The sequence below is a fragment of the Pseudoalteromonas sp. NCCP-2140 genome, from assembly GCF_023708065.1.
Classification (GTDB): Bacteria; Pseudomonadota; Gammaproteobacteria; order Enterobacterales; family Alteromonadaceae; genus Pseudoalteromonas.
Genome location: NZ_BRCZ01000004.1, coordinates 179744 through 200712, shown reverse-complemented (window position 1 = coordinate 200712; position 20969 = coordinate 179744). Strand labels below are relative to the sequence as shown.

Annotated in this window: 14 protein-coding genes; 8 read left to right on the top strand and 6 right to left on the bottom strand. The window is 41.2% G+C overall.

Annotated features, from left to right (window positions below):
• Positions 1-27: 27 nt before the first annotated feature.
• A complete protein-coding gene (locus tag NFU46_RS10115) occupies positions 28-1524 on the bottom strand; it encodes an arylsulfatase (RefSeq protein ID WP_251601577.1) in 1497 nt (498 codons plus the stop codon).
• Positions 1525-1914: 390 nt separating this feature from the next.
• On the opposite strand from NFU46_RS10115, the gene NFU46_RS10110 reads away from it, so the two are divergent.
• The 3 genes from NFU46_RS10110 to NFU46_RS10100 all read left to right on the top strand — a co-directional run bounded on the left by NFU46_RS10110 (position 1915) and on the right by NFU46_RS10100 (position 4339).
• Positions 1915-2706, top strand: a complete 792-nt coding sequence (locus NFU46_RS10110) for a hypothetical protein (RefSeq protein ID WP_251601575.1) — start codon at positions 1915-1917, stop codon at positions 2704-2706.
• A gap of 44 nt (positions 2707-2750) precedes the next feature.
• Positions 2751-3920 (top strand): BamA/TamA family outer membrane protein, encoded by a 1170-nt coding sequence (locus tag NFU46_RS10105; protein WP_251601573.1) that lies wholly within the window; start codon positions 2751-2753, stop codon positions 3918-3920.
• 110 nt (positions 3921-4030) lie between these two features.
• Positions 4031-4339 (top strand): hypothetical protein, encoded by a 309-nt coding sequence (locus tag NFU46_RS10100; protein ID WP_251601571.1) that lies wholly within the window; start codon positions 4031-4033, stop codon positions 4337-4339.
• Positions 4340-5468: 1129 nt separating this feature from the next.
• On the opposite strand, the gene NFU46_RS10095 is transcribed toward NFU46_RS10100, so the two are convergent.
• Positions 5469-6989, bottom strand: coding sequence for an aldehyde dehydrogenase family protein (locus NFU46_RS10095; RefSeq protein ID WP_063701273.1), 1521 nt, complete (start codon positions 6987-6989; stop codon positions 5469-5471).
• A gap of 177 nt (positions 6990-7166) precedes the next feature.
• Here NFU46_RS10095 and NFU46_RS10090 point away from each other — a divergent pair, with 177 nt between their 5' ends.
• Positions 7167-8075: an AraC family transcriptional regulator gene (locus NFU46_RS10090; protein WP_054562517.1), complete on the top strand. Its 909-nt coding sequence runs from the start codon at positions 7167-7169 to the stop codon at positions 8073-8075.
• On the opposite strand, the gene NFU46_RS10085 is transcribed toward NFU46_RS10090, so the two are convergent.
• Positions 8065-8736 carry a YoaK family protein gene (locus NFU46_RS10085; RefSeq protein WP_250660881.1) on the bottom strand — a complete coding sequence of 224 codons (672 nt, stop codon included), beginning with the start codon at positions 8734-8736 and terminating at the stop codon, positions 8065-8067. The genes NFU46_RS10090 and NFU46_RS10085 overlap by 11 nt on opposite strands.
• Positions 8737-8865: 129 nt before the next feature.
• Between NFU46_RS10085 and NFU46_RS10080 the strand changes: the two genes are divergently transcribed.
• A complete protein-coding gene (locus NFU46_RS10080) occupies positions 8866-9897 on the top strand; it encodes a LacI family DNA-binding transcriptional regulator (protein WP_251601568.1) in 1032 nt (343 codons plus the stop codon).
• Here NFU46_RS10080 and gtfA read toward each other — a convergent pair.
• A complete protein-coding gene (gene gtfA, locus NFU46_RS10075; RefSeq protein WP_251601566.1) occupies positions 9894-11366 on the bottom strand; it encodes a sucrose phosphorylase in 1473 nt (490 codons plus the stop codon). The genes NFU46_RS10080 and gtfA overlap by 4 nt on opposite strands.
• 138 nt (positions 11367-11504) lie before the next feature.
• On the opposite strand from gtfA, the gene NFU46_RS10070 reads away from it, so the two are divergent.
• The 3 genes from NFU46_RS10070 (at position 11505) to NFU46_RS10060 (ending at position 16551) form a co-directional block, all read left to right on the top strand.
• Positions 11505-12725, top strand: a complete 1221-nt coding sequence (locus tag NFU46_RS10070) for a sugar MFS transporter (protein WP_251601564.1) — start codon at positions 11505-11507, stop codon at positions 12723-12725.
• 152 nt (positions 12726-12877) lie between these two features.
• Positions 12878-15277, top strand: coding sequence for a TonB-dependent siderophore receptor (locus NFU46_RS10065; RefSeq protein WP_251601562.1), 2400 nt, complete (start codon positions 12878-12880; stop codon positions 15275-15277).
• 188 nt (positions 15278-15465) lie between these two features.
• Positions 15466-16551, top strand: a complete 1086-nt coding sequence (locus NFU46_RS10060) for a methyl-accepting chemotaxis protein (RefSeq protein WP_175081686.1) — start codon at positions 15466-15468, stop codon at positions 16549-16551.
• Positions 16552-16635: 84 nt separating this feature from the next.
• Here NFU46_RS10060 and NFU46_RS10055 read toward each other — a convergent pair whose 3' ends face one another.
• Both NFU46_RS10055 and NFU46_RS10050 read right to left on the bottom strand, forming a co-directional pair.
• The gene (locus NFU46_RS10055; protein WP_251601560.1) at positions 16636-17847 is read right to left on the bottom strand and encodes a sugar efflux transporter; all 1212 of its coding nucleotides are present in this window, start codon (positions 17845-17847) and stop codon (positions 16636-16638) included.
• Between the two features lie 138 nt (positions 17848-17985).
• Complete coding sequence (locus NFU46_RS10050) at positions 17986-20484, bottom strand: S8 family serine peptidase (protein ID WP_251601558.1); 2499 nt, start codon at positions 20482-20484, stop codon at positions 17986-17988.
• Positions 20485-20969 lie beyond the last annotated feature (485 nt).

Below are 20969 nucleotides of genomic sequence, written 5' to 3'. Positions count from 1 at the left end.
CCTTTCAACTTAACTTATGATTAGTAATTAATGACCATAGTTTAGTGATTTTGCTTTTTCGATTGCTTCATTCACGTTAAGAGACGCAGACTCTTGACGCGGTGGGAACTCTACAAAAGATTGTACATGTTCGTTTAACTTAGCAATGATTGGCTGTAGCAACCAACTCTTACGCATGATTTGGTGGAAACCTGTTACTCCATCATAGTGCTCTAATGGATCTTTACGTAAGTTAAATAGTTTAGGCATGCTGTGAGTTACCATGTCTTCGTAATATAAACCATTTGGTTTAGTCGCAAAGTGCATTTTCCAAGGGCCAAAACGAACTGCTGTAAGCTGAGACTCATAGTAATAGAAGAAATAATTACGTGCAGACTTATCCGCCTTACCAGTCCAGTAAGCTAGGTTGTTTTCACCATCAATATACACTTTGTCTGACTTTTTAAGCTTTTCTCGTAAGTTCTTTTCACCTAGTGCAGCAGCAACAGTTGGGAAAACATCTTCATGTGAAGAAATACCATTTAGCTTTAGGCCTTTAGGTATTTTGTTTGGCCAACGAACTAAGAAAGGCACACGCACGCCCCCTTCCCAGGTTGTCATTTTTTCACCGCGGAATTCAGTTGTACCTGCATCTGGCCAGCTTGATTGCTCAGGGCCATTATCACTGGTGTAAATAACAATTGTGTTATCGGCAATTTTTAGCTCATCAAGTTTATCAAGCAGCTTGCCAACATGGCCATCATGTTCAATCAGGCCACTACCAAATACGTCTTCTTCAGAGCTAATACCCGTCGCTAAATTACGGCTTTCTGGTTTTAAATGTGTGTAAACGTGCATACGACTAGACGCATGCCAAATAAAGAATGGCTTTTTCGCCTTAACTGCACGTTCCATAAAGTTAAGTGAGCGCTCTAACACTTCTTCGTCAAAGGTTTCCATACGTTTGCGAGTAAGCGGGCCTGTATCGATAATTTTGCCATTGGCGTAAGATTCGATAACACCACGTGGACCAAACTTTTTCACAAACTCAGGATCTTTTGGGTAATCCGCTTGTTCAGGTTCTTCAGATACATTGAGGTGATACAAGTTACCGTAAAATTCATCAAAGCCATGCTTTGTTGGTAAGTGCTCATCTAAATCACCTAAGTGGTTTTTACCAAATTGCGCAGTCATATAACCGCGATCTTTTAAAAATTCAGCTAAGGTAGGATCGGCTTCTTTAATACCGAGAGGGTTACCCGGTTGGCCTACCGTTGTTAAGCCTGTTCGAATTGGTAATTGCCCCATTAAAAACGCAGCACGACCCGCTGTACAACTTGGTTGTGCATAGTGATCTGTAAACAATGCACCTTCGTTAGCAATGCGATCAATATTGGGGGTTGGGTAGGTCATACCGTGCGAGTATGCACTGAGTGAGATTGGCGCAACGTCATCAACCATGATGGCTAATACGTTCGGTTTATTTGCAGCAAGGCTTACCGTTGAAACTAAGCCACAAATAGCCGCCGCTATTAGTTTTTTCATAAATCATCCCTTTTCATTAATAGTACTTTTTACTCTAGATGAGCAGCTTTTAGTATAGATTAAAAAACAAACCAGTCTAGTCTCTAAAAGCGGCAAAAACGATTTAAATCAAATTTCCACAAACATCACACATTTTCATTAACCAGTTGATAAATTAATATAAATTGTTACTAAAGTGCTTTTTGAGAGCTTCGTTGTATTTGCTGAGGCTTGTTCAATTTTTGTTCTCGCATTTGTCACTATTTTTATGCTATTTTTATTTTTGAAAGGAATAAATTGATGCCTCTTTAGAGGCTGAAGTCGAGAATTTATTAAGCTAAAAGCACCTAATTTCAACTTATATAAACTAAAAAAACACTAATTTTTCAAACTTTTGTGTAAGGAAAACACATGACTTCTCTTCGATTCCCCTCTTTACTAACGCTTATGATTGCAGCCTCGAGCCATGCGGCTGAGCAAAAAGAAGTACAAGACATGTCAGACCCTCTGGCCGTTTACACTCAAGTAGGTGTTGGCGCAACAAACAAAGGTATTAACCTTAAAGTAGGTCAAGCATACGATACGGGTATAGCAACAACTGCCGGCATGAATGTGATTGAAGTTAAAGGCATATATGGCGATGCGCTAGGCTGGGAGAGCGATAGCAAAACGACGGATTCAATAGACTCATTTCGCTTTCGAAACTTCTCAGTTGATTTAAGCACTATGAGTGCAACGCAGATTGATGCTAGCTATAACCTCAATGCCAACCTTGTTGCTGACGAAAGCATGGATGTTTCGTATAGCTATATAAAAGCACTAAAACCTATGGGACGTTTTACGTTTTACCCGTTAGCTGGTGTGGGTGCATCGCTCGGTGAAAATACGTTAGAAGATGATGGTAGTCGTGACAGTGGTTATTCCATTATGGGAGCCTATGGTTTAGTGGGTATGTACGCAAAAATAACCATTAACGATAAAATTTGGCTTAATTACAATCCATTTTGGCTAACAACTATCGGTGGTAGCGATAACTATAAAGACCACTACTATGGTCTAAACCAAAGTGATATTTTAACCCATGAGTTTGCAGCAAGTTATCAAATTAACCCGCGTATGAATCTACGCTATTTCGCAAATTGGAATGAAAACGTTGACTTTATAGATGGTGATCATCGTCTAGAATTTAATTATCAGCTATAAATTAAAATGTGAAATAAAGAATAAACAACAAGGTAAGGGATTAAGTGAAAAAAGTTGTATTAATAGCTATGCTTGCAGCAAGTTTGTTAAGCACACAAGGCGTTGCATCAAGTTACGATGAATATGCAATAAAACCTGCTGAGCAGCAATTAAGTAATCAACAGCAAAAAGTTGATGAGCCCATTTCATTTTTACCTATTCCGACTTTTATTACAGAGCCAGCTGTAGGGCCTGGTCTTGGTGTTGTTGGCTTATTTTTTCATGACAACGAAAAGAAAGCTAAAAAGAAGAAAAAAGACGGCTCTACTCTGCCACAAAGTATAAGTTTGGTTGGCCTCATGGGCACTAAAAATGGCACCAAAGGCGGCGCTGTTGGTCATATTACGTTTTGGGATGAAGACCGTATTCGCTATCAAGGGATTGTTGGCTGGGCGAGTATAAACCTTGATTTTTATACCTTTGATGAAATTCAATTACTCACACCATTATCGCTGAATATTGAAGGCCCTGCGGTATTTCAAAACCTTAAATTACGCTATGACGACAGTAACTTTTTTTACGGCTTTAAACAGATTTATCGTCAAGTAGAAATAAGCTTGGCCGAAAACCCTATCGAAGATTTTCTACTCGAAAACAATATAATCAAGGACCACCTTTCACTTGATGTAAATACGTCAGGTATTGGTCCATTAATAGAATACGATAGCCGAGATAACCCCCTTAACCCTGAGCGCGGTTTTAATTATAAGGCCGAATATTTATATTATGATGAGGCTATTGGCAGTAAAGTTGATTACACGAGCTTAAAGCTTACCGCCTTAAATTACTGGCGTTACACCGATAAATTCAACTTTGCTCTGCGCATGCAGTATGACTCAGTTAACAACCGTGGTGAAAAACGCTTACCGGTATATATTCCGCCAAGTATTAGTCTTCGCGGTGTGTCTGCAACTCGCTATCAAGGCCTTGATGTATTTGTTACCGAAGCAGAAGCGAGCTATAAAATCACTCATAAAATAAAGCTCAATGTGTTTACTGGCATGGGCTGGGCGGCCGATAACTTTTCTGACTTATCGAAGGCTGAAACCATAGATACTGTGGGTGCAGGCTTTCGCTATTTAATTGATGAACATTACGGTATTAGTATCGGCTTAGATGTAGCCCATGGCCCTGAGCAGAATGCAATTTACATTCAGGCGGGGTCTACTTGGTAACCAAACTAATACTTTTATTATTATTTTAACGACCAATTAAACCTAAAGATTGAATTAATTTATTTCACTGCTATCATCAATAGCTCAATAAGTATTCAGGGATTGAACGGATGCATAAAAAAGTATCAACCAACCATTATCCATTCAAAGATTTTAAACCCCATGGTCTTGTCGAATTTTATCAGCGTGAACGTACGCTACTAACTACTGCCACAGGGCCTTTCAACGAAGAGATTATTGACGCGCACTCTTTTATGCAAAAAGATTACATCAATAAGCTCAGCGCTGATTATGGTCAATGGTTTGAGTTGGTTGAGTTTGAAAACTCATGCATGGCAACCCCCGGGGCGCTTGAAAAACTAATGGTGTATTTTGTTAAGCTTAGACGAAAAGGCATCGCACGGCCAAAACAGCTTTAGTTATAAAAGAAGGGCTTGAAGGCGGTAGCTTGTTGAGTGATACCTACTGCAATTTGTATAAACGAGCTGGCATGGTAATGAGTGTATTTAAGTCAAAAACAGCAGCTCTAAACTGGTTAGCAGAAGAGCCTGCTACAGAATTAGCTTGTTAATATACAATTTAATTTAAAAAGTGTTGTTCTTCTTTACGCAAGGTCAACACTTCAACTCCCCTCAGGGGTCTACCAAACTCTTTGCTAAAGATACTGCTTAATTACAACTCAGCTATCATTTGAACAAGCACTGGCACATTGTCTTGGCACAATCACATAAACAGGTCTAGTAAACTGACTGGCGTTTTTTGAAAAGTTTAGAGCTGTAAAGATGAGTGATGAGTAAAGCGTCAAGCGTTTCATAAAAATCCATTTTAAATAGTTATTATGTTTAAAAAGCACCCTATTTAATCACTAAGGCATTGTTGTGGCAATAAAAAGTACTTCACATGCTAATAGATTAAAAAAATTCATCTATCAGGTTTATTTTAATCGTTTGTCGGTTTAGAAGGATTACTCTAAAGTTAACCCATCAGCGCTTTTAAGCTAAACAGCTTCACACCATTGAGAGTGTTTGCGCTAACCGAATTGTTGTCACAAAAAGTCTAGCTTGTGTGTTCTCTGGGCTTTTTATATACCGAGTTACTGCACACGCGGTAACTCAACCAAATTGTTGTCAAAAGCTTAGCTTGTGTGTTCTCTAAGCTTTTTTATTCCGAGTCATTGCACTTGCGGTGACTCAACCAAATTGTTGTCAAAAGCTTAGTTTGTGTGTTCTCTAAGCTTTTTTATTCCGAGTTACTGCACACGCAGTGACTCAACTAAATTGTTGTCAAAAGCTTAGTTTGTGTGTTCTCTAAGCTTTTTTATTCCGAGTTACTGCACACGCGGTGACTCAACTAAATTGTTGTCAAAAGCTTAGTTTGTGTGTTCTCTAAGCTTTTTTATTCCGAGTCACTGCACTTGCGGTGACTCAACCAAATTGTTGTCGAAAAGCCTGGCTTGTGTGTTCGCCAGGCTTTTTTATGCCCGCTATAAAATAAAAACGCCACTAGATGTGGCGTTTGGGTAGTTTCGACAACAATAAGAAATTGCTTTTAAAAGAAGCCCAGTGGATTCTCACTGTAACTTACTAATAGGTTTTTAGTTTGTTGGTAATGATCAAGGGCGAGTTTATGTGTTTCGCGACCTATGCCTGACTTTTTATAGCCGCCAAACGCAGCATGCGCAGGGTACATGTGATAGCAGTTGGTCCAAACACGACCCGCTTCAATCTTACGACCAAAGTGATAAGCACGGTTCATGTTTCGACTCCATACACCTGCACCTAAGCCAAACTCAGAGCTATTAGCAAGGGCTAACGCTTCGTCTTCATCTTTAAAAGTCGACATTGAAATAACCGGGCCAAAAATCTCTTCTTGGAACACACGCATGTCGTTAGTGCCTTTTAATAGCGTTGGTTGAATGTAGTAACCGCCATTAAACTCATCAGACAGTTGCTCGACTTCGCCGCCCGCAAGCACTTCGGCTCCTTCTTGTTTACCAATTTCGATGTAACTTAGGATCTTATCAAACTGAGCTTGTGATGCTTGAGCACCCACCATGGTTTCGGTATCAAGTGGATTACCCCGTTTAATTTGTAGAGTTCGGGCAAGAACACGTTCAATAAATTGCTCGTAAATATCTTCTTGAATAAATAAACGCGATGGACACGTACACACTTCACCTTGGTTAAAGTACGCAAGTACAGCCCCTTCAATCGCCTTACTCAAAAACTCATCGTCTTTTTCCATTACATCGTTGAAGAAGATATTTGGCGATTTACCACCTAGCTCAACCGTCGAAGGAATAATATTATCAGCAGCGCATTTTAAGATATGTGAACCCACTGGCGTTGAACCTGTAAAGGCAATCTTCGCAATTCGAGTACTGGTTGCCAGCGCTTCACCCGCTTCTTTACCATAGCCGTTTACCACATTTAGAACACCTGCAGGCAATAAGTCACCAATCACTTCAAGCAGCACTAATATAGATGCTGGCGTTTGTTCAGCTGGTTTTAAAACAATACAGTTACCCGCAGCAAGGGCTGGTGCAAGTTTCCATGCCGCCATTAACAATGGGAAATTCCAAGGAATAATTTGCCCTACTACACCCAGTGGTTCATGAAAATGATAAGCAACCGTGGTTTCATCTATCTCACCGATTGAACCTTCTTGCGCGCGCACACAACCTGCGAAATAGCGAAAGTGATCAGCCGCGAGTGGCACGTCTGCCGCAAGTGTTTCACGAATTGCTTTACCGTTATCCCAGGTTTCGGCCACTGCCAGCATTTCTAGGTTTTGTTCAATACGATCGGCAATTTTTAATAAGATATTGCTACGCTCGGTGACCGACGTAGTTCCCCATGCCGCTTTTGCATCGTGGGCTTTATCAAGTGCCAGTTCGATATCTTCTTTTGATGAACGAGGTACTTTACAAAACACTTTACCGTTTACTGGGCTGATGTTTTCAAAGTATTCTCCTTTTACAGGGGCAACCCATTGGCCACCAATATAATTCTCATACTGCGCTTTAAAGTTAACTTTTGCGCCTTCACTACCTGGATTTGCATAAATCATAATGTGTTCTCTCTTCAAATTGTTGTGTTTTATTTAGCATTGACTAAATCATGCGGTAGGTTATTGTTTAATGAACCGCTAACAATTGAAGTTAGCTCAGTTACTGAAAACACACTTGATTCCTAGTCCAGACTTTTTGACTATTTGTCCAGAATTTAGGACGACAGCGAGGCAACAATGAACACATCAGTTAGCAATAGAAGTTTAGATAAAAAACGACAACGTATTGATGTGCTTATTGAAAATAAAGTCAGTTTTGCGGGCGAACATGCGGAATTAAGTATTTACGACACCTATTTAGATGCCCAAAAAGTGGCGTTACATTCCACTGAATTATTATTTTGCGGCATGATCAGCGGTAAAAAAATCATGCATGTCGCCGACAGTGATTATCATGAAGAGTTTTTACCAAACCAGTCATTTGTACTTGCCCCAGAGCAAGGGGTGCTAATCGATTTTCCCAATGCATCTCTCAATCAGCCAACAACCTGTTTAGCGATTGAAATCAGTACCGATAAAATAAGCCAAGTAGTTGATGCGCTTAATTTTAACCAGCAAATTACCCAGGATGACTTTTTCCAATATCAAGCCAAGTTAGTGCACGCCCAGCATAATCCGCAAACTCAACAACTGCTGGAGCGCATGATCACTCTATTTAGCGAAAATGAGCAACACCGCGATTACTTAATTGATTTATCACTTAATGAACTCATAACCCGTCTGTTACAGCAGCAAAGCCGAGACTTAATGATAGCAAGTTGTAAGCAAGGCAAGCTCGCAACCCCATTAAGCCATGTAGTAAGCTATATAGAACAGCATCTTGCTGAGAATATTGATATTGATGTGTTATGTAAGATAGCCTGTATGAGCCGCAGTAAATTTTATCAGCAATTTAAGTTAGCCTTTGGTGTTACGCCCGCTCTTTGGCAACAACAATTACGCTTACAAAAAGCGTATAAACTGCTCGAAAAAGGGGAGGCGATTAGCCAAGTTTGTTACCAATTAGGCTTTAATAACCCAAGCCATTTTAGCCGTGTGTTTAAACAAGCCTTTGGCGCAACACCTAAAAGTATCGCTAACCATTAAGTTCTGGATTGCGATGAGAATAAACACGATAGGTCAAGGCAAGTAAAATACAAATAGCACTAGGCACATAAAGCGCCGCAAAGCTCATTTTTGCAAATAACCATGCCCCTGCTAAGCCGCCAAGAATAAACCCTAAAATGATTAGGCCGAACAGTTTAGCCTTACGTTTATCAAGCGCCTCGCCACGTAAAACCCGACCAAACATAATACCTAAATCAGTAAAGATACCCGTTACATGGGTGGTACGAACAATTGCACCACTGTAAGTTGTTGCTAAGGCGTTTTGTAAACCACATGCCGCAGAGGCCAAAAAGTGCCCGTAACCCGAGCCATTAAACAATAACCAAAGTGCGCCCAGTAAAAGCCCTGCTTCAATCAATAATGCCGTGTCGTAATGACGACCTAGTTTAAGTGCTGAACTATGCAGCAAGAACCCAGCAATACCAGACCCAACTAAAAATGACAGTAATACACCTAATAAATGTAAAGCATCAAGGCTATTGCCATGCATGAGGTCTGCGCCAAGCAAGGTGGCAGTTCCTGATAAATGCGATACAGCTTGATGCTCAAAGCTAAGTAAACCAACTGCATTCACACACCCAGCCACCAGCGCTAAAATAAATGCGCCAATCTCAACCCATTTTGGTAACTTAGAAATCACTCACTATTCGCCTTTTTCTCACACTCGTACTCATTCTTTTATGGTACGCCTATTTTTATGACTAAAAACACTTTTTTTCGACTCTTTATATGGTAATTTACCATTAAGTAAATCGATTAAGAACCTACAATGACAAAGCCAAAAAGTTGGACGCTGAAAAGTATTGCCCAAGAGTTAGGCGTTTCAAATGCCACCGTATCAAATGCGTTTAACCGCCCTGATCAATTATCGAAAGCACGCCGCGAAGAAATTTTGGCGGCCTGTAAAAAGCTCGGCTATTTTGGCCCAAACAAGGCGGCGCAATCATTACGCCGAGGCACCTTTAATATTGTTGCTTTAGTATTGCCAGACAGCGTTGAATATATGGTATCAGATCCGGTTGCTAGCAGCTTTATGCGCGGCGTATCGGCGGTGCTCGAAAAAAATGGCATTAATCTTTTATTATTTTCAGGTAACAACGATAACCTAAATAGCGTAGTCGATTTTGTTGATGGCTTTATTTGTTATGGTCGCCCTCGTAATAAACAACTTGTTGAACAGTTAAAACAGGTTGCCAAGCATGTTGTAACTGTTGATTTTAACATCGGTCGTGATGCCTCTGTAAACGTAAATAACCAACAAGCCAGTTTCGATATTGCCAAACATGCACTACAAAAAAATGATGATCGGGTTGCTATTTTAGGCCTGCGCTTACTCGATAACGACGTATTATGCCGAGTATACGAACATCATGAGTTTGAAGCAGGTCAGTCGATTGCTCATCAACGACTGCGCGGTTATCATCAAGCAATCAGCGATGCTGGCATCACCCTTGGTGAAGATAGAACATGGAATATTCCTGAAAGCAGCGAGCGCTTTGCAAGCATTGCCGCCAAAGAAGCGCTTAGCAGCACACCAAGACCAAACGTGTTGTTGTGTATGAGTGATTTAATTGCCCTTGCCGCCATGCGCGAAGCATTAAAAATGGGCTTATCGATTCCTGAAGATGTCAGAATTGTTGGTTTTGATGGCATAGATGAAGGCCAACGATTTGTGCCAAAACTCACAACGGTCCATCAAAATAGCGAAGAAAAAGGCCGCATTGCTGCGACCTTGTTTCTATCGAAAGAGCAGCAAACAGCCGAAATCGACTATCAACTGCAATTGGGTCAAAGTAGTTAAGCTAAAAAGTCAGCCAAATCAACAATGCTTTGTTCGCCGTCTCGGTGATCGACAATGATCACTTCACGGCTAGCGAAGTCAACTTTTAACTCGATTGAGCTGGTATCATCATGCCAGCTTAAACGACACACACTGCCTTCACCTTTCGCAATAAACTCACCGTTAAATGCTGGATGCTCATTACGTAATTGAATCAGCTTGATTAAACCTTTCACCACAGGTTTAGCAAGCGCAGCATCAATGTCTTGCGCATTTAAGTAAGGGCGATTGATATCACGACCTACATTGGTGCGAGCCAATAATTCCATATCGTTTTCACAAGCGAACAGGCCACCATAATAAACTTGTGGAATACCTGGCGCGAAGAACTGTATTGCACGCGCTAATAAGTAATCAAAGTCATCTGCACCCAAGGCATTGTAGTATGTGCAGTTAACTTGATATAAATCGACATTACTTGCTGCTGCACCAGTTGCTAGGCGGCTTTGCCCTTCACTCTTTTCATGAATGGTTTCAACCAAGTTATCAATTTCTGCTGCATTTAATAAACCCGGTTTATCACCCATTGGGCCTGCGTCAATGATGCCAATGCCATCATGGGTATCGAGAACCGTTAAACAGTTACGCGGCGAAATGGTTAGCCAATTCAGTAAAGCTTGCGCATCATTGCTAAACAAGCTGTGTAAAATAAGTGGTGGTAAAGCAAAGTCATAAACCATATTTACACGCTTTGCGACTTCAACCTGAGTTTGAAAATGGCTATGGATCTCAGCAATGGTTTCCATACCCGCTTCATTTGCTTGCGCCGAAAGCTTATTTAAATACTCAAACGTTTCGTCCAACATAAAGCAATTTGTGCCAGCTTCTTTAATCGCATAGCCTGCTGCATCTAAACGAATAATGTTGACATTATTATCAGCAAATTTGCCAAGCACCGTATTTAAATACTCGATACCCGCCGTTGATTTCACATTAATATCAATTTGGTTATCGGTAAATGTGGTCCAAAAATCATAGGTTTGGCCATCACCACACGCGATAGGTGTAAAGCAGCTACCCGGACGCGGACGGTAAATCGCTTGTTGCTCAGCCTCTGACATGCCATTTGGAAATACATCGTCTTTAGTTAAAAATAAATCCCAAAATTCAGATTGCTTGCCTTTCGCAAGTACATCTTTAAATTGGAAAGATTGTGCTGAAACATGGTTAACAATTAAATCAGCCATAAGGTCATAGTTTGCACCAAGCACGTTAATATCGTCCCAGCTACCAAGGCGCGAGTCTACTTCACTATGATCAATAGGATCAAAGCCAGCATCACTGCCATCAATCGGATTATAAAATGGCAACAAATGTACACCTGCAAACACATTGTTAAGTGGGCCATTTAATAAATTACTTAATTCATCAATACCTTGACCGGTAATACGGTCTGCGTAGGTGATTAATTGCACTTTATTGTTGATCATAATTGTTAATACCAAGTTGAAACTTAATCGATTAAGATATATCTTTAACCACGACAGCAAATTATTCAAGCAGTTTTTATAGTTTTTATACACTAATATACATAGTAAAGGCGCAGACCTTTCGGTGGGGATACAATAATGAATAGAACACACGATCCTTTGCAAACCATTAGATGGCTGACATACATGATGTTTTTTATGTTTGCGATGACCTCTGATGCGGTTGGTATGATCATTCCTGAGCTTATCGAAGAATTTAATTTAAGCATGACCCAAGCCAGTGCTTTCCATTATGCACCTATGGCACTTATTGCTTTTAGTGGCCTGTTTTTAGGTTTTTTGGCCGACAGTTTTGGGCGCAAACAAACCATCATGTTGGGGCTCGGCATATTCACCATTTGTTGTTTTCTGTTCGCCGTTAGCAGTAGTTTTAGCATATTTGTAGTGTTACTTAGCTGTATTGGCCTTGCTATTGGTTTATTTAAAACCGGCGCCTTGGCGCTGTTAGGTGATATTTCTAAAAACAATTTAGAACACACAAAAACAATGAATTTGGTCGAAGGCTTCTTTGGTGTTGGCGCCATTGTAGGCCCTGCCCTTGTCAGCTTTTTAATCACCCAAAAGGTAAGCTGGACCTACCTTTACGTTATTGCTGGGGTTTTATGTTTAATTTTAACCTTAATTGCTTGGCGTGCAGATTATCCAAAACCTAAAAAGCTTGAAGAACACGCAAAACCGGCCTCTCTTGCAACCACCATGAGTATGATGAAAAACCCTTATGCATTGGGTTTTTCGGTAGCAATTGCTCTTTATGTTGCAACCGAAGTGGCTATTTATGTGTGGATGCCTACTCTACTTGGCGATTACAACGGCCCTTGGCAATTACTGGCAACCTATGCACTGACCTTGTTTTTCATATTACGCGCTGCAGGACGTTTCTTAGCGGTGTGGCTGTTAAATCACTTAAGCTGGCAAGCGGCGATGCTGTATTTAAGCTTAGGAATTGCACTGTGTTATTTAGGCTTAATCTTCGGAGGCGTTGATTGGGCGGTATTCTTACTCCCTTTATCTGGGCTATTCATGTCGATGATCTACCCAACTTTAAACTCAAAAGGTATTTCTTGCTTTGCGGTGCAACAGCACGGTGCAGTTGCTGGGGTTATTTTGTTTTTTACTGCCCTTTCTGCAGCAGCAGGCCCATTATTAATGGGTGTGATCAGTGACTACTTTGGCCACATTCGTTACGGCTTTTATCTCGCAACAGGTTTCGCATGTTTACTGTTTTTAGCCATGCTATATAACTACTTACGAAACCCTGCTGAGCAAGCTTTAGCGCAGCACAGTGCATTAAGCCACTAAATAAAAATCGTTAAAAATCAATTATCGAACATAAATTGTGCAAGTTTTTCGCTAAAAAGACTTGCACTGTGTAAAATTATTGTTATCTTTACTTAATCGATTAAGATAGCAATTTAGACAACAAACCATCTGGGATTGAGACGAGGCACATTATGACAACACACAAACATGCCCTTTACACATTAAGCGCGCTTGCATTAGCAGTAAGCCAAAACTTACACGCCGAAGAGCAAGCACAACCTGAGGCTAAAAAAAGCGGCCTTGAAACAATCGTTGTAACCGGTGTACCACGCCGTACAACCATCATGGCATCAAGCTCATCGGTTAGCAGTGTTACATTAGCTGAAATTGAAGTATCAACACCTCGTTCTACTGCAGAAGCATTTAGAACAATCCCGGGTGTTCGTTCAGAATCAACTGGTGGTGAAGGTAACGCAAATATCGCGGTACGTGGTTTACCGGTTGCATCGGGCGGTGCTAAATTCTTGCAACTACAAGAAGATGGCTTACCAGTTATGCAATTTGGCGATATTGCCTTTGGTAACGCAGACATTTTCATGCGCTTAGATTCAACAGTGCAAAGTGTTGAATCAATCCGTGGTGGCTCAGCATCAACAGCAGCAAGTGATGCCCCAGGTGGTATCATCAACTTTATTTCAAAAACGGGTGAGAACGAATCAGGCAGTGTATCGACCACGGTAGGCCTTGATTATGATTCAATTCGTACAGACTTTGAGTATGGTACGTATTTAAACGACAGTGTGCGCTATCACATTGGTGGCTTCGTTCGCCAAGGTGAAGGTCCACGTGAAACCGGTTATACATCAAATAAAGGTGGCCAAATTAAGGCAAACCTAACTAAAGAATTTGATGCTGGTTATGTTCGTGTTTACTTTAAACACCTCGATGATAAGAGCGTAGGTTACCTACCTATGCCTATGTACTCAGATGGCGATTCAATCCCAGGTTTTGATGCACAATCAGATACGCCGCATTCAGCGCTTTTCACACAAACTCTGCGTTTAAATGGTGATAACCAAATCAGCACAGGCGATATGACCGACGGTATGAACCCAGTTGTTACCTCAGTGGGTTTTGAAGCTGCATTTGATTTAGAAAACGACTGGCGCATCGAAAACCGCTTTAGAACATCATCAGTAAGCGGTAACTTTATTTCTCTTATTCCAGCTGAAGTTGCAAGCGCAAGCTCTATTGCTTCTAGTATTGCTGGTGATGGTGCATCGCTTGTTTATGCAAATGGTGGTTCAGCAGGCGAAGCCTATGGCGATGACGATTTAGCAATGCGTATTCATACATTTGATGTAACGCTAAACGACATGGGTTCAATTGTTAATGACCTTAAGCTCACTAAGTCGTTTTCTGATGACACCAGCGTTACCTTTGGTTACTTTGCATCAAGCCAATCGATTGATATGTCGTGGCTTTGGAACTCATATGTTATGGAGCTAAAAGGCGACAACGCTGCATTACTTGACGTTTACGCTGCGAATGGCGACAGCTATTCAGATAATGGCTTGTACGCTTATGGTACACCTTACTGGGGTAACTGCTGTCAACGTAACTACGATACAGAGTACGAAACTCGCGCACCTTACATTAACTTAGCCACTAAGTTTGGCGATTTAAGCATTGATGCAAGTGCTCGCTATGATTCAGGTGAAGCGCGTGGTAACTACGCAGGTGCCGTAACATCAACAATTGATATGAATGGCGACGGTACTATCTCAATTCCTGAGCAAAGTGTTGTTGGTATTGATAATGCAAACCCAAGCATTGTTAACTACGGCTGGCACTACAGCTCATACTCAATTGGTGCAAACTACCAAATTGATCCAAGCTTTGCGACTTTTGCCCGTTTAAGTAAAGGCGGCCGCGCAAATGCAGACCGCTTACTATTCGGTAAAGTAGAAGCAGATGGTTCGGTTGCCGAAGCCGATGCAATTGATGAAGTAAACCAATACGAAATCGGTGTGAAAAAACGTTTTGATTCGCTATCAGTATTTGCAACAGCATTCTACGCAGAAACAGAAGAGCAAAACTTCGAGGCAACATCACAAAAATTCTTTGACCGCGAGTACGAAGCAAAAGGTATTGAGGTTGAATCAACCTACTACGTAGGTGATTGGGATTTCCGTGGTAACTTTACTTGGACAGACGCAGAAATTGCTAAAGATGCGTTATCGCCAGAGTTAGTCGGTAATACACCACGTCGTCAAGCTGACCTAATCTACTCATTAATGGCAACTTACAACTTTGATAAAGGTGCTGCTGGTCTGAGCTTTATTGGTACAACAGATGCTTACGCACAAGACAGTAACGACCTTGAGTTTGATGGCTATACACAAGTGAATGGTTTTGTAAGTTACAATCTATCTGAAAACTTAAGTCTATCGCTTAACGTGAACAACCTGTTCGACACCGTAGGTATCACCGAAGCAGAAGAAGGCTCAGTACCAGATAACGACATTATTCGTGCCCGTACTATTAACGGCCGTACAACGTCGCTTACTTTAAAATACTCTTTTTATTAATTACTCTCCTCCCTCGTTTTAGCCCAGTTTTTACTGGGCTTTTTCGGCTTTAATAACCAATTTTTTCTACTACACTTAATCAAATAGTCGTAATTAACCTCTCTCTAATAAAAAACACTGATAATAAGTTAATACTTTGATCTATAATCAGCATGGGTAGGTATTAACCATATAAATTAGGAACATACATGTTTGTCTCTAGCAAAAGCCACTCTTTACTCCAAGATCAATACAACGCGCTATTAGCTGAAGTTGAGGCACTTAAAGCCGACAATCACGTATTACGTGACGAAAACGAACGCTTAGAAGCAAAATTACATCAGCAAGCTGATGATGCAGACCAACTGTTCCTTGCCAACTTATTGAATAGTTCGATTGAATGTATCACGCAAATTGAGGGGGTACGCCAAACTGTACTCGACTCATACCTTGTTATCGAAGAAGAAAGCCAAGTTACTTTACAAATAAGCCAACTATTAAACGACTCAAATAATGCCCTGCAACATATTGTCAGTGAAATGGCGAGTATGGCAGGCAAAATGGGCAGCATGACCAGTAACATTACGGGTCTGTCTGATATGGCCGATAGCATCAACACCTTTGTATCAACCATTTCTAAAATTTCTGATCAAACCAACTTACTTGCGCTAAATGCCGCAATCGAAGCTGCCCGTGCTGGTGAGGCTGGTCGTGGGTTTAGCGTTGTTGCCGACGAAGTTCGTACACTTGCAACCAACACCAATAAATCAGCCCAAGAAGTATCTGATCTAGTTAAAGAGATCATCAATAAAACTGGCGAAACGGTGACCTCGGTTGAAGATATCCAGCAAAATAACACTCAGCTTTCAACTAGTTTTGATACTCTAAACAATGACTATGGTTCTATCATGAATCACTGTAGCTCAATGAAAGAAACCATTATTAATGCAGCCACACGCTCATTTGTGCAAACCGTAAAACTGGACCACATTGTTTGGAAAGGTGAAGTTTACTCAGTTGCCAATGGCACAAGTAATAAGTCGATTGATGACTTTTCAGATCACACCATGTGCCGATTAGGTAAATGGTATAATTCAGAGCAATCAAATGGCTTCAAACAACATAACGCATTTCGTCAATTAGAAGAGCCACATCGTGAAGTTCATCGCAATGGTGTTGAAGCGTTAGTCATGCTGCAAACTGGCAATAAAGACGCTGCGATTAATCACATTAATAAGATGGAAGCAGCCAGTGAACGAGTTATGCATTTACTAGATCAAATCGCTAATGGCTAATGGCTAATGGCTAATAGCTAATGATTAGTTACTCATAATCAAAAAACCGAGCTCAATGCTCGGTTTTTTATCTATTTAAGCTAGTTATTCAACTAGGCCTTCTTGCAGTACTGGCATAACAGCTCCTTGCTGCTCTTGGCGCTTTACATAGCTAAACAACATTAAGCAGCCAAGGGCTAAGCTTGCAGCTAGCATAGAGCCAAGGGTTGCAAACCTAAAACTATAAAACTGTGCAACAACCCCTGTTGCCCCTGCCCCGCACATAACACCAAGTTTAATGGCGTTCGTGTAAAACGCAGAGGTAAACCCTATTCGTTCGGGGAGCTGATCTTGTAAGACGGTTAAGCCAATGCCCGCAAAAATACCGTAAAACAGGCCGTTTAAAACTTGCAACGCGATTAAGTGCCATACTTGGCTGGCAAAAAACACCCCTAAATAAAATACAATTGCACAACAAAATGCCACCGCAAGCATCGCAACTTTATTGTATTTTTTAGCAAGCTTTGCCCCATACAGCATGATAGGAATTTCTAATAGTGCCACTACCCCCATAAACAGCCCCGGTGTATGTTCAGCGAAACCTAGTTCTGTAATGCTATAAAGCGGCAGTGCCGATGAATACATAATATTGCCCGTTGAGCCAAGCATAATAGCTAAGCCCAACAACCAAAATGATAAACTCGCTGCGGCTGCAGGCTCTGAGAGATGTTGTGTTTTTTTAGTGCTGTAGTCAGGAATAAACTTAAATGCAAAGATAAGTGCAACCAAGGCACACACCGCAGCAAAGTAAAACGAGCGGCTGAACTCGCCTCCAGCGGCTAATAAATAACCAATCGGCGGGCCGCCGACCCAAGCAAAGGAAATAGCAGCACGTAAACGGGAATTAAAACTGGTAATGTCGATGTTCTGTTGACGCCCAGCCCATTGTCTTGCCACGGTCATCATTTGCGGAATTGCCGCATTGCCCATCGCAAGAAACAACACGCCTGCGAGCAATACTTGCCAAAATGCAGTGGCATTCGCAAAGGTCACTAACGCACACACCATACCTGATACAGCCACCATAAATAACTTTCGCGCACTGGTACCTTTATCTGCCATGCCACCTAACCACTGACTAATAACTAACCCAGTAATGGTGACCGCCACCATATAAACACCTAAATACACGGGCGGTGTTTGCAGCTCTTCGACAATGAATAAGCTCATCAATGGGTTAACAAATGCCCCCATTAACCCGGTTAGCATACTTAGAAGAATAAAAATTACACCATGCTGTTTCAGCAATGCTTTCACTCACAACCCCACATTAATACGACACGTGAATAGATATTTAAAGGGCGCAAATTATACACAGTTTTAGCGAAAACTTCATTTTGTAATACAAATAAAAAAGCCCAGTGGGGAAACTGGGCTTTGAGCAGTGAAACAATGTTAGTCGAAGGACACTGTCACTGGGTTAGAACAAACAGTATCAGATACACAAACTTGATATTCATAGCTTGGTAACTCAGCTTTACGCTCTACATCGCGATAGAAACCACGATCAGCTACTGTTTCAAGTAGTTCACCATTACGGTAGATGCTTACTTGATCAGCCACAGTTTGCCAGCTTAAATCAACACGCATAGTACCTAAACGTGTTTTGTTAGCACGTTTAACCGATAGCTCAATTTCAACATCAGATACCACAACCGTTTGCGTGAACGTATCTGTTTGACCTTCGCTATCTGTCGCAGTTAGCGTCACTTCATAGCTGCCTGCTTGTGCGTAAGTATGCATAGGATCAGCATCTGTTGATGATGCACCGTCACCAAAATCCCACGCCCAAGCAACAATATCGTCATTGCTATCTGTGCTGGTATTAGTGAAAGTGACATCTAAACCTGATGTTTCAAATGCAAAGCCAGCTTGTGGAGGCTGCGGGCTCACTTCACCAATAGCGCTAAACGTCAGTGACCAGCTGTTTAAAGTACCGGTATCAGCAGACAGTACGTCTTTGACATTAAGTACCCAATCACCTGTCGCAACTTCGCCATTAAAGTTAGCCAGCGAGTAGCTTTGTACTAGATCATCAGCACCACCGCCAGATTGGCTGTGAAGTGTTGCAGTTGTTCCTTGCGGCGACGTTAATGTGACGATTAAATCACCAATGTAAGTATGAGTAATATCAATACTTGCATCCGTTGAGAACACAGTAAGTTCATCAGCTACAGTAATCACCGAATCAATACCCGTGTCATTGTTATCTGGAATAGACACTGGTGTTTCATTTGAGAAAGTAAAGTCATTTAAGCCAACAGGGTTAACAAACAGTGACGCACTGCTTTGTTTAGCTAACTCACCTGATGTTGCATCAACAACAAAACTATAACTGCCCCATGCTGTTGCTTCTTGTGTTGGTACCGTTAGTGTAACTACATCACCAGGTACAGCTTCTGTTTGCGATAGTGTTGCGCCCGCTAAATCAGCTTGAAGTGCTAGGCTAACGACACCATCCCACTGGGCGATTGAACCAATTTCAAAGGTATATGTTGCAGTTTCACCAGCAGTAATTTGCTGTGAACTTGGCGACACTGAGATTTTGAAGCTTGGAGTTGGATCTGCTTGCTCAAGTGCTTGATTCACATTTAAGCGATTGCCAGACACTGTTTTGCCTTGCAGCGCTTCATTTTGGTCGCCGCTATTCATTAGCAACTCTTTAAGTTCAAGCGCTGATAAATCAGGGTTGATCGAAAGCACTAATGCAGCTGCACCAGCAACATGCGGTGTTGCCATTGATGTACCAGAATAGCTAGCGTAACCATTGCCCGGTACCGTTGATAAAATTGCACTACCTGGTGCGCCTAAATCAACACTTGTTAAACCCCATTGTGAAAAGCTCGACATGTTATCTCTGTTGTCAGTACTGGCAACTGATAATATGCTGTCATGCTCGTAGTTAGACGGATAATGAGGGTTTTGATCGTTATCAACTGCATCGTTACCCGCTGCTGCTACAAATAGAATATCAGCTTGTTCACTTGCCGTAATTGCATCTGCCAGTGCTTGGCTAAAGCCACCGCCACCCCAGCTGTTATTTAAAACACGTACATTTACGCCTTGGTTTTTAAGATCAACCATGTAATCGATACACTTAATTGCATCAGAAGTTGAACCTGTACCATCTGCACTTAAGAACTTACAGCCCGCAATTGATACTTCGTGGTTCACACCAACAACACCGGTGCCGTTGTTACCTGAAGCACCGATGGTGCCCGATACATGAGTACCGTGGCCTTGGTCATCCATTGGATCACCTGAGTCGGTAATCGCATTAATACCGTGCACATCATCGATATAACCATTACCATCATTATCGATACCATCACCCGGGATTTCGCCAGGATTGATCCATGCGTTGTCAGCTAAATCTTCGTGGCTGTAATCAACACCGGTATCAATTACACCAACAACAACTTCGCGGCTACCGGTTGAGATTGACCATGCTTCAACTGCATCAATGTCAGCATCGGCGACACCACCAGTTTGACCTTCGTTGTGTAAACCCCACAACGAAGAAAAATCAGGATCATTAGGTACGCTGGCAATCGATACGCGATAATCAGGCTCTACATATTCGATAGCAGCATGGTTTTGTAGACGCTTGATAGCTTCTTTGCTGCTCATACCTGCAATTTTAAATTTAGCTAAACGGCCAGACAAAATAGCTGAATAGTTATCATCGACACCATCTTTGTTGATATCGCTGATGGTGGCTTTAACTAAGCTACGAGCATGGGCACGCATTGCAGCAGAGGTGCCTTTTTTATACATAACAAGTACAGAGTCTTCACTTGCACCAACGACGGTTGTTTTTGCTGGTGTGCTGATTTGTGCAGCACCTAAACATGGTAATAAGGCTAGGCTTAATACAGATAATTTAGTTTTCATATTTACTATCCATAATTTGTTGAACTGATCGAATCACTATGATCCGACCACCAAAGCTCATTACTTCTGAATGATGAATATCACGTGGCATATTTCATAAATGGCAAATTGCAGATAACAGGCAAGAAAAAAAATGATGTTAAGTTTAAATCCATACTTTTTTGCTGATTGAATCAATAGAAATACGTCCAATTCACACTTTTTTGTGAAAAAAGCACCCTCAATGATCCATTAATATTCCCCCAACTTTTTTACTGCTTTTAAATCAAAACCCATACTAAAACCTAAACAAACACACATAACCAATTGAAAATAAATAATTTATAAAAACCACAAAAACTGATGATTTTATATTATTCCAAATCTGTCTAAAGTAATTTTCTTGTTATTTGTATGGCCTCATAGTCGCAAATAACAACGTTGCTTCATTCACTTCTGATTGTTAGCTAACAGTTGAATATCACAGAAATTAATCCGGCAAGGCA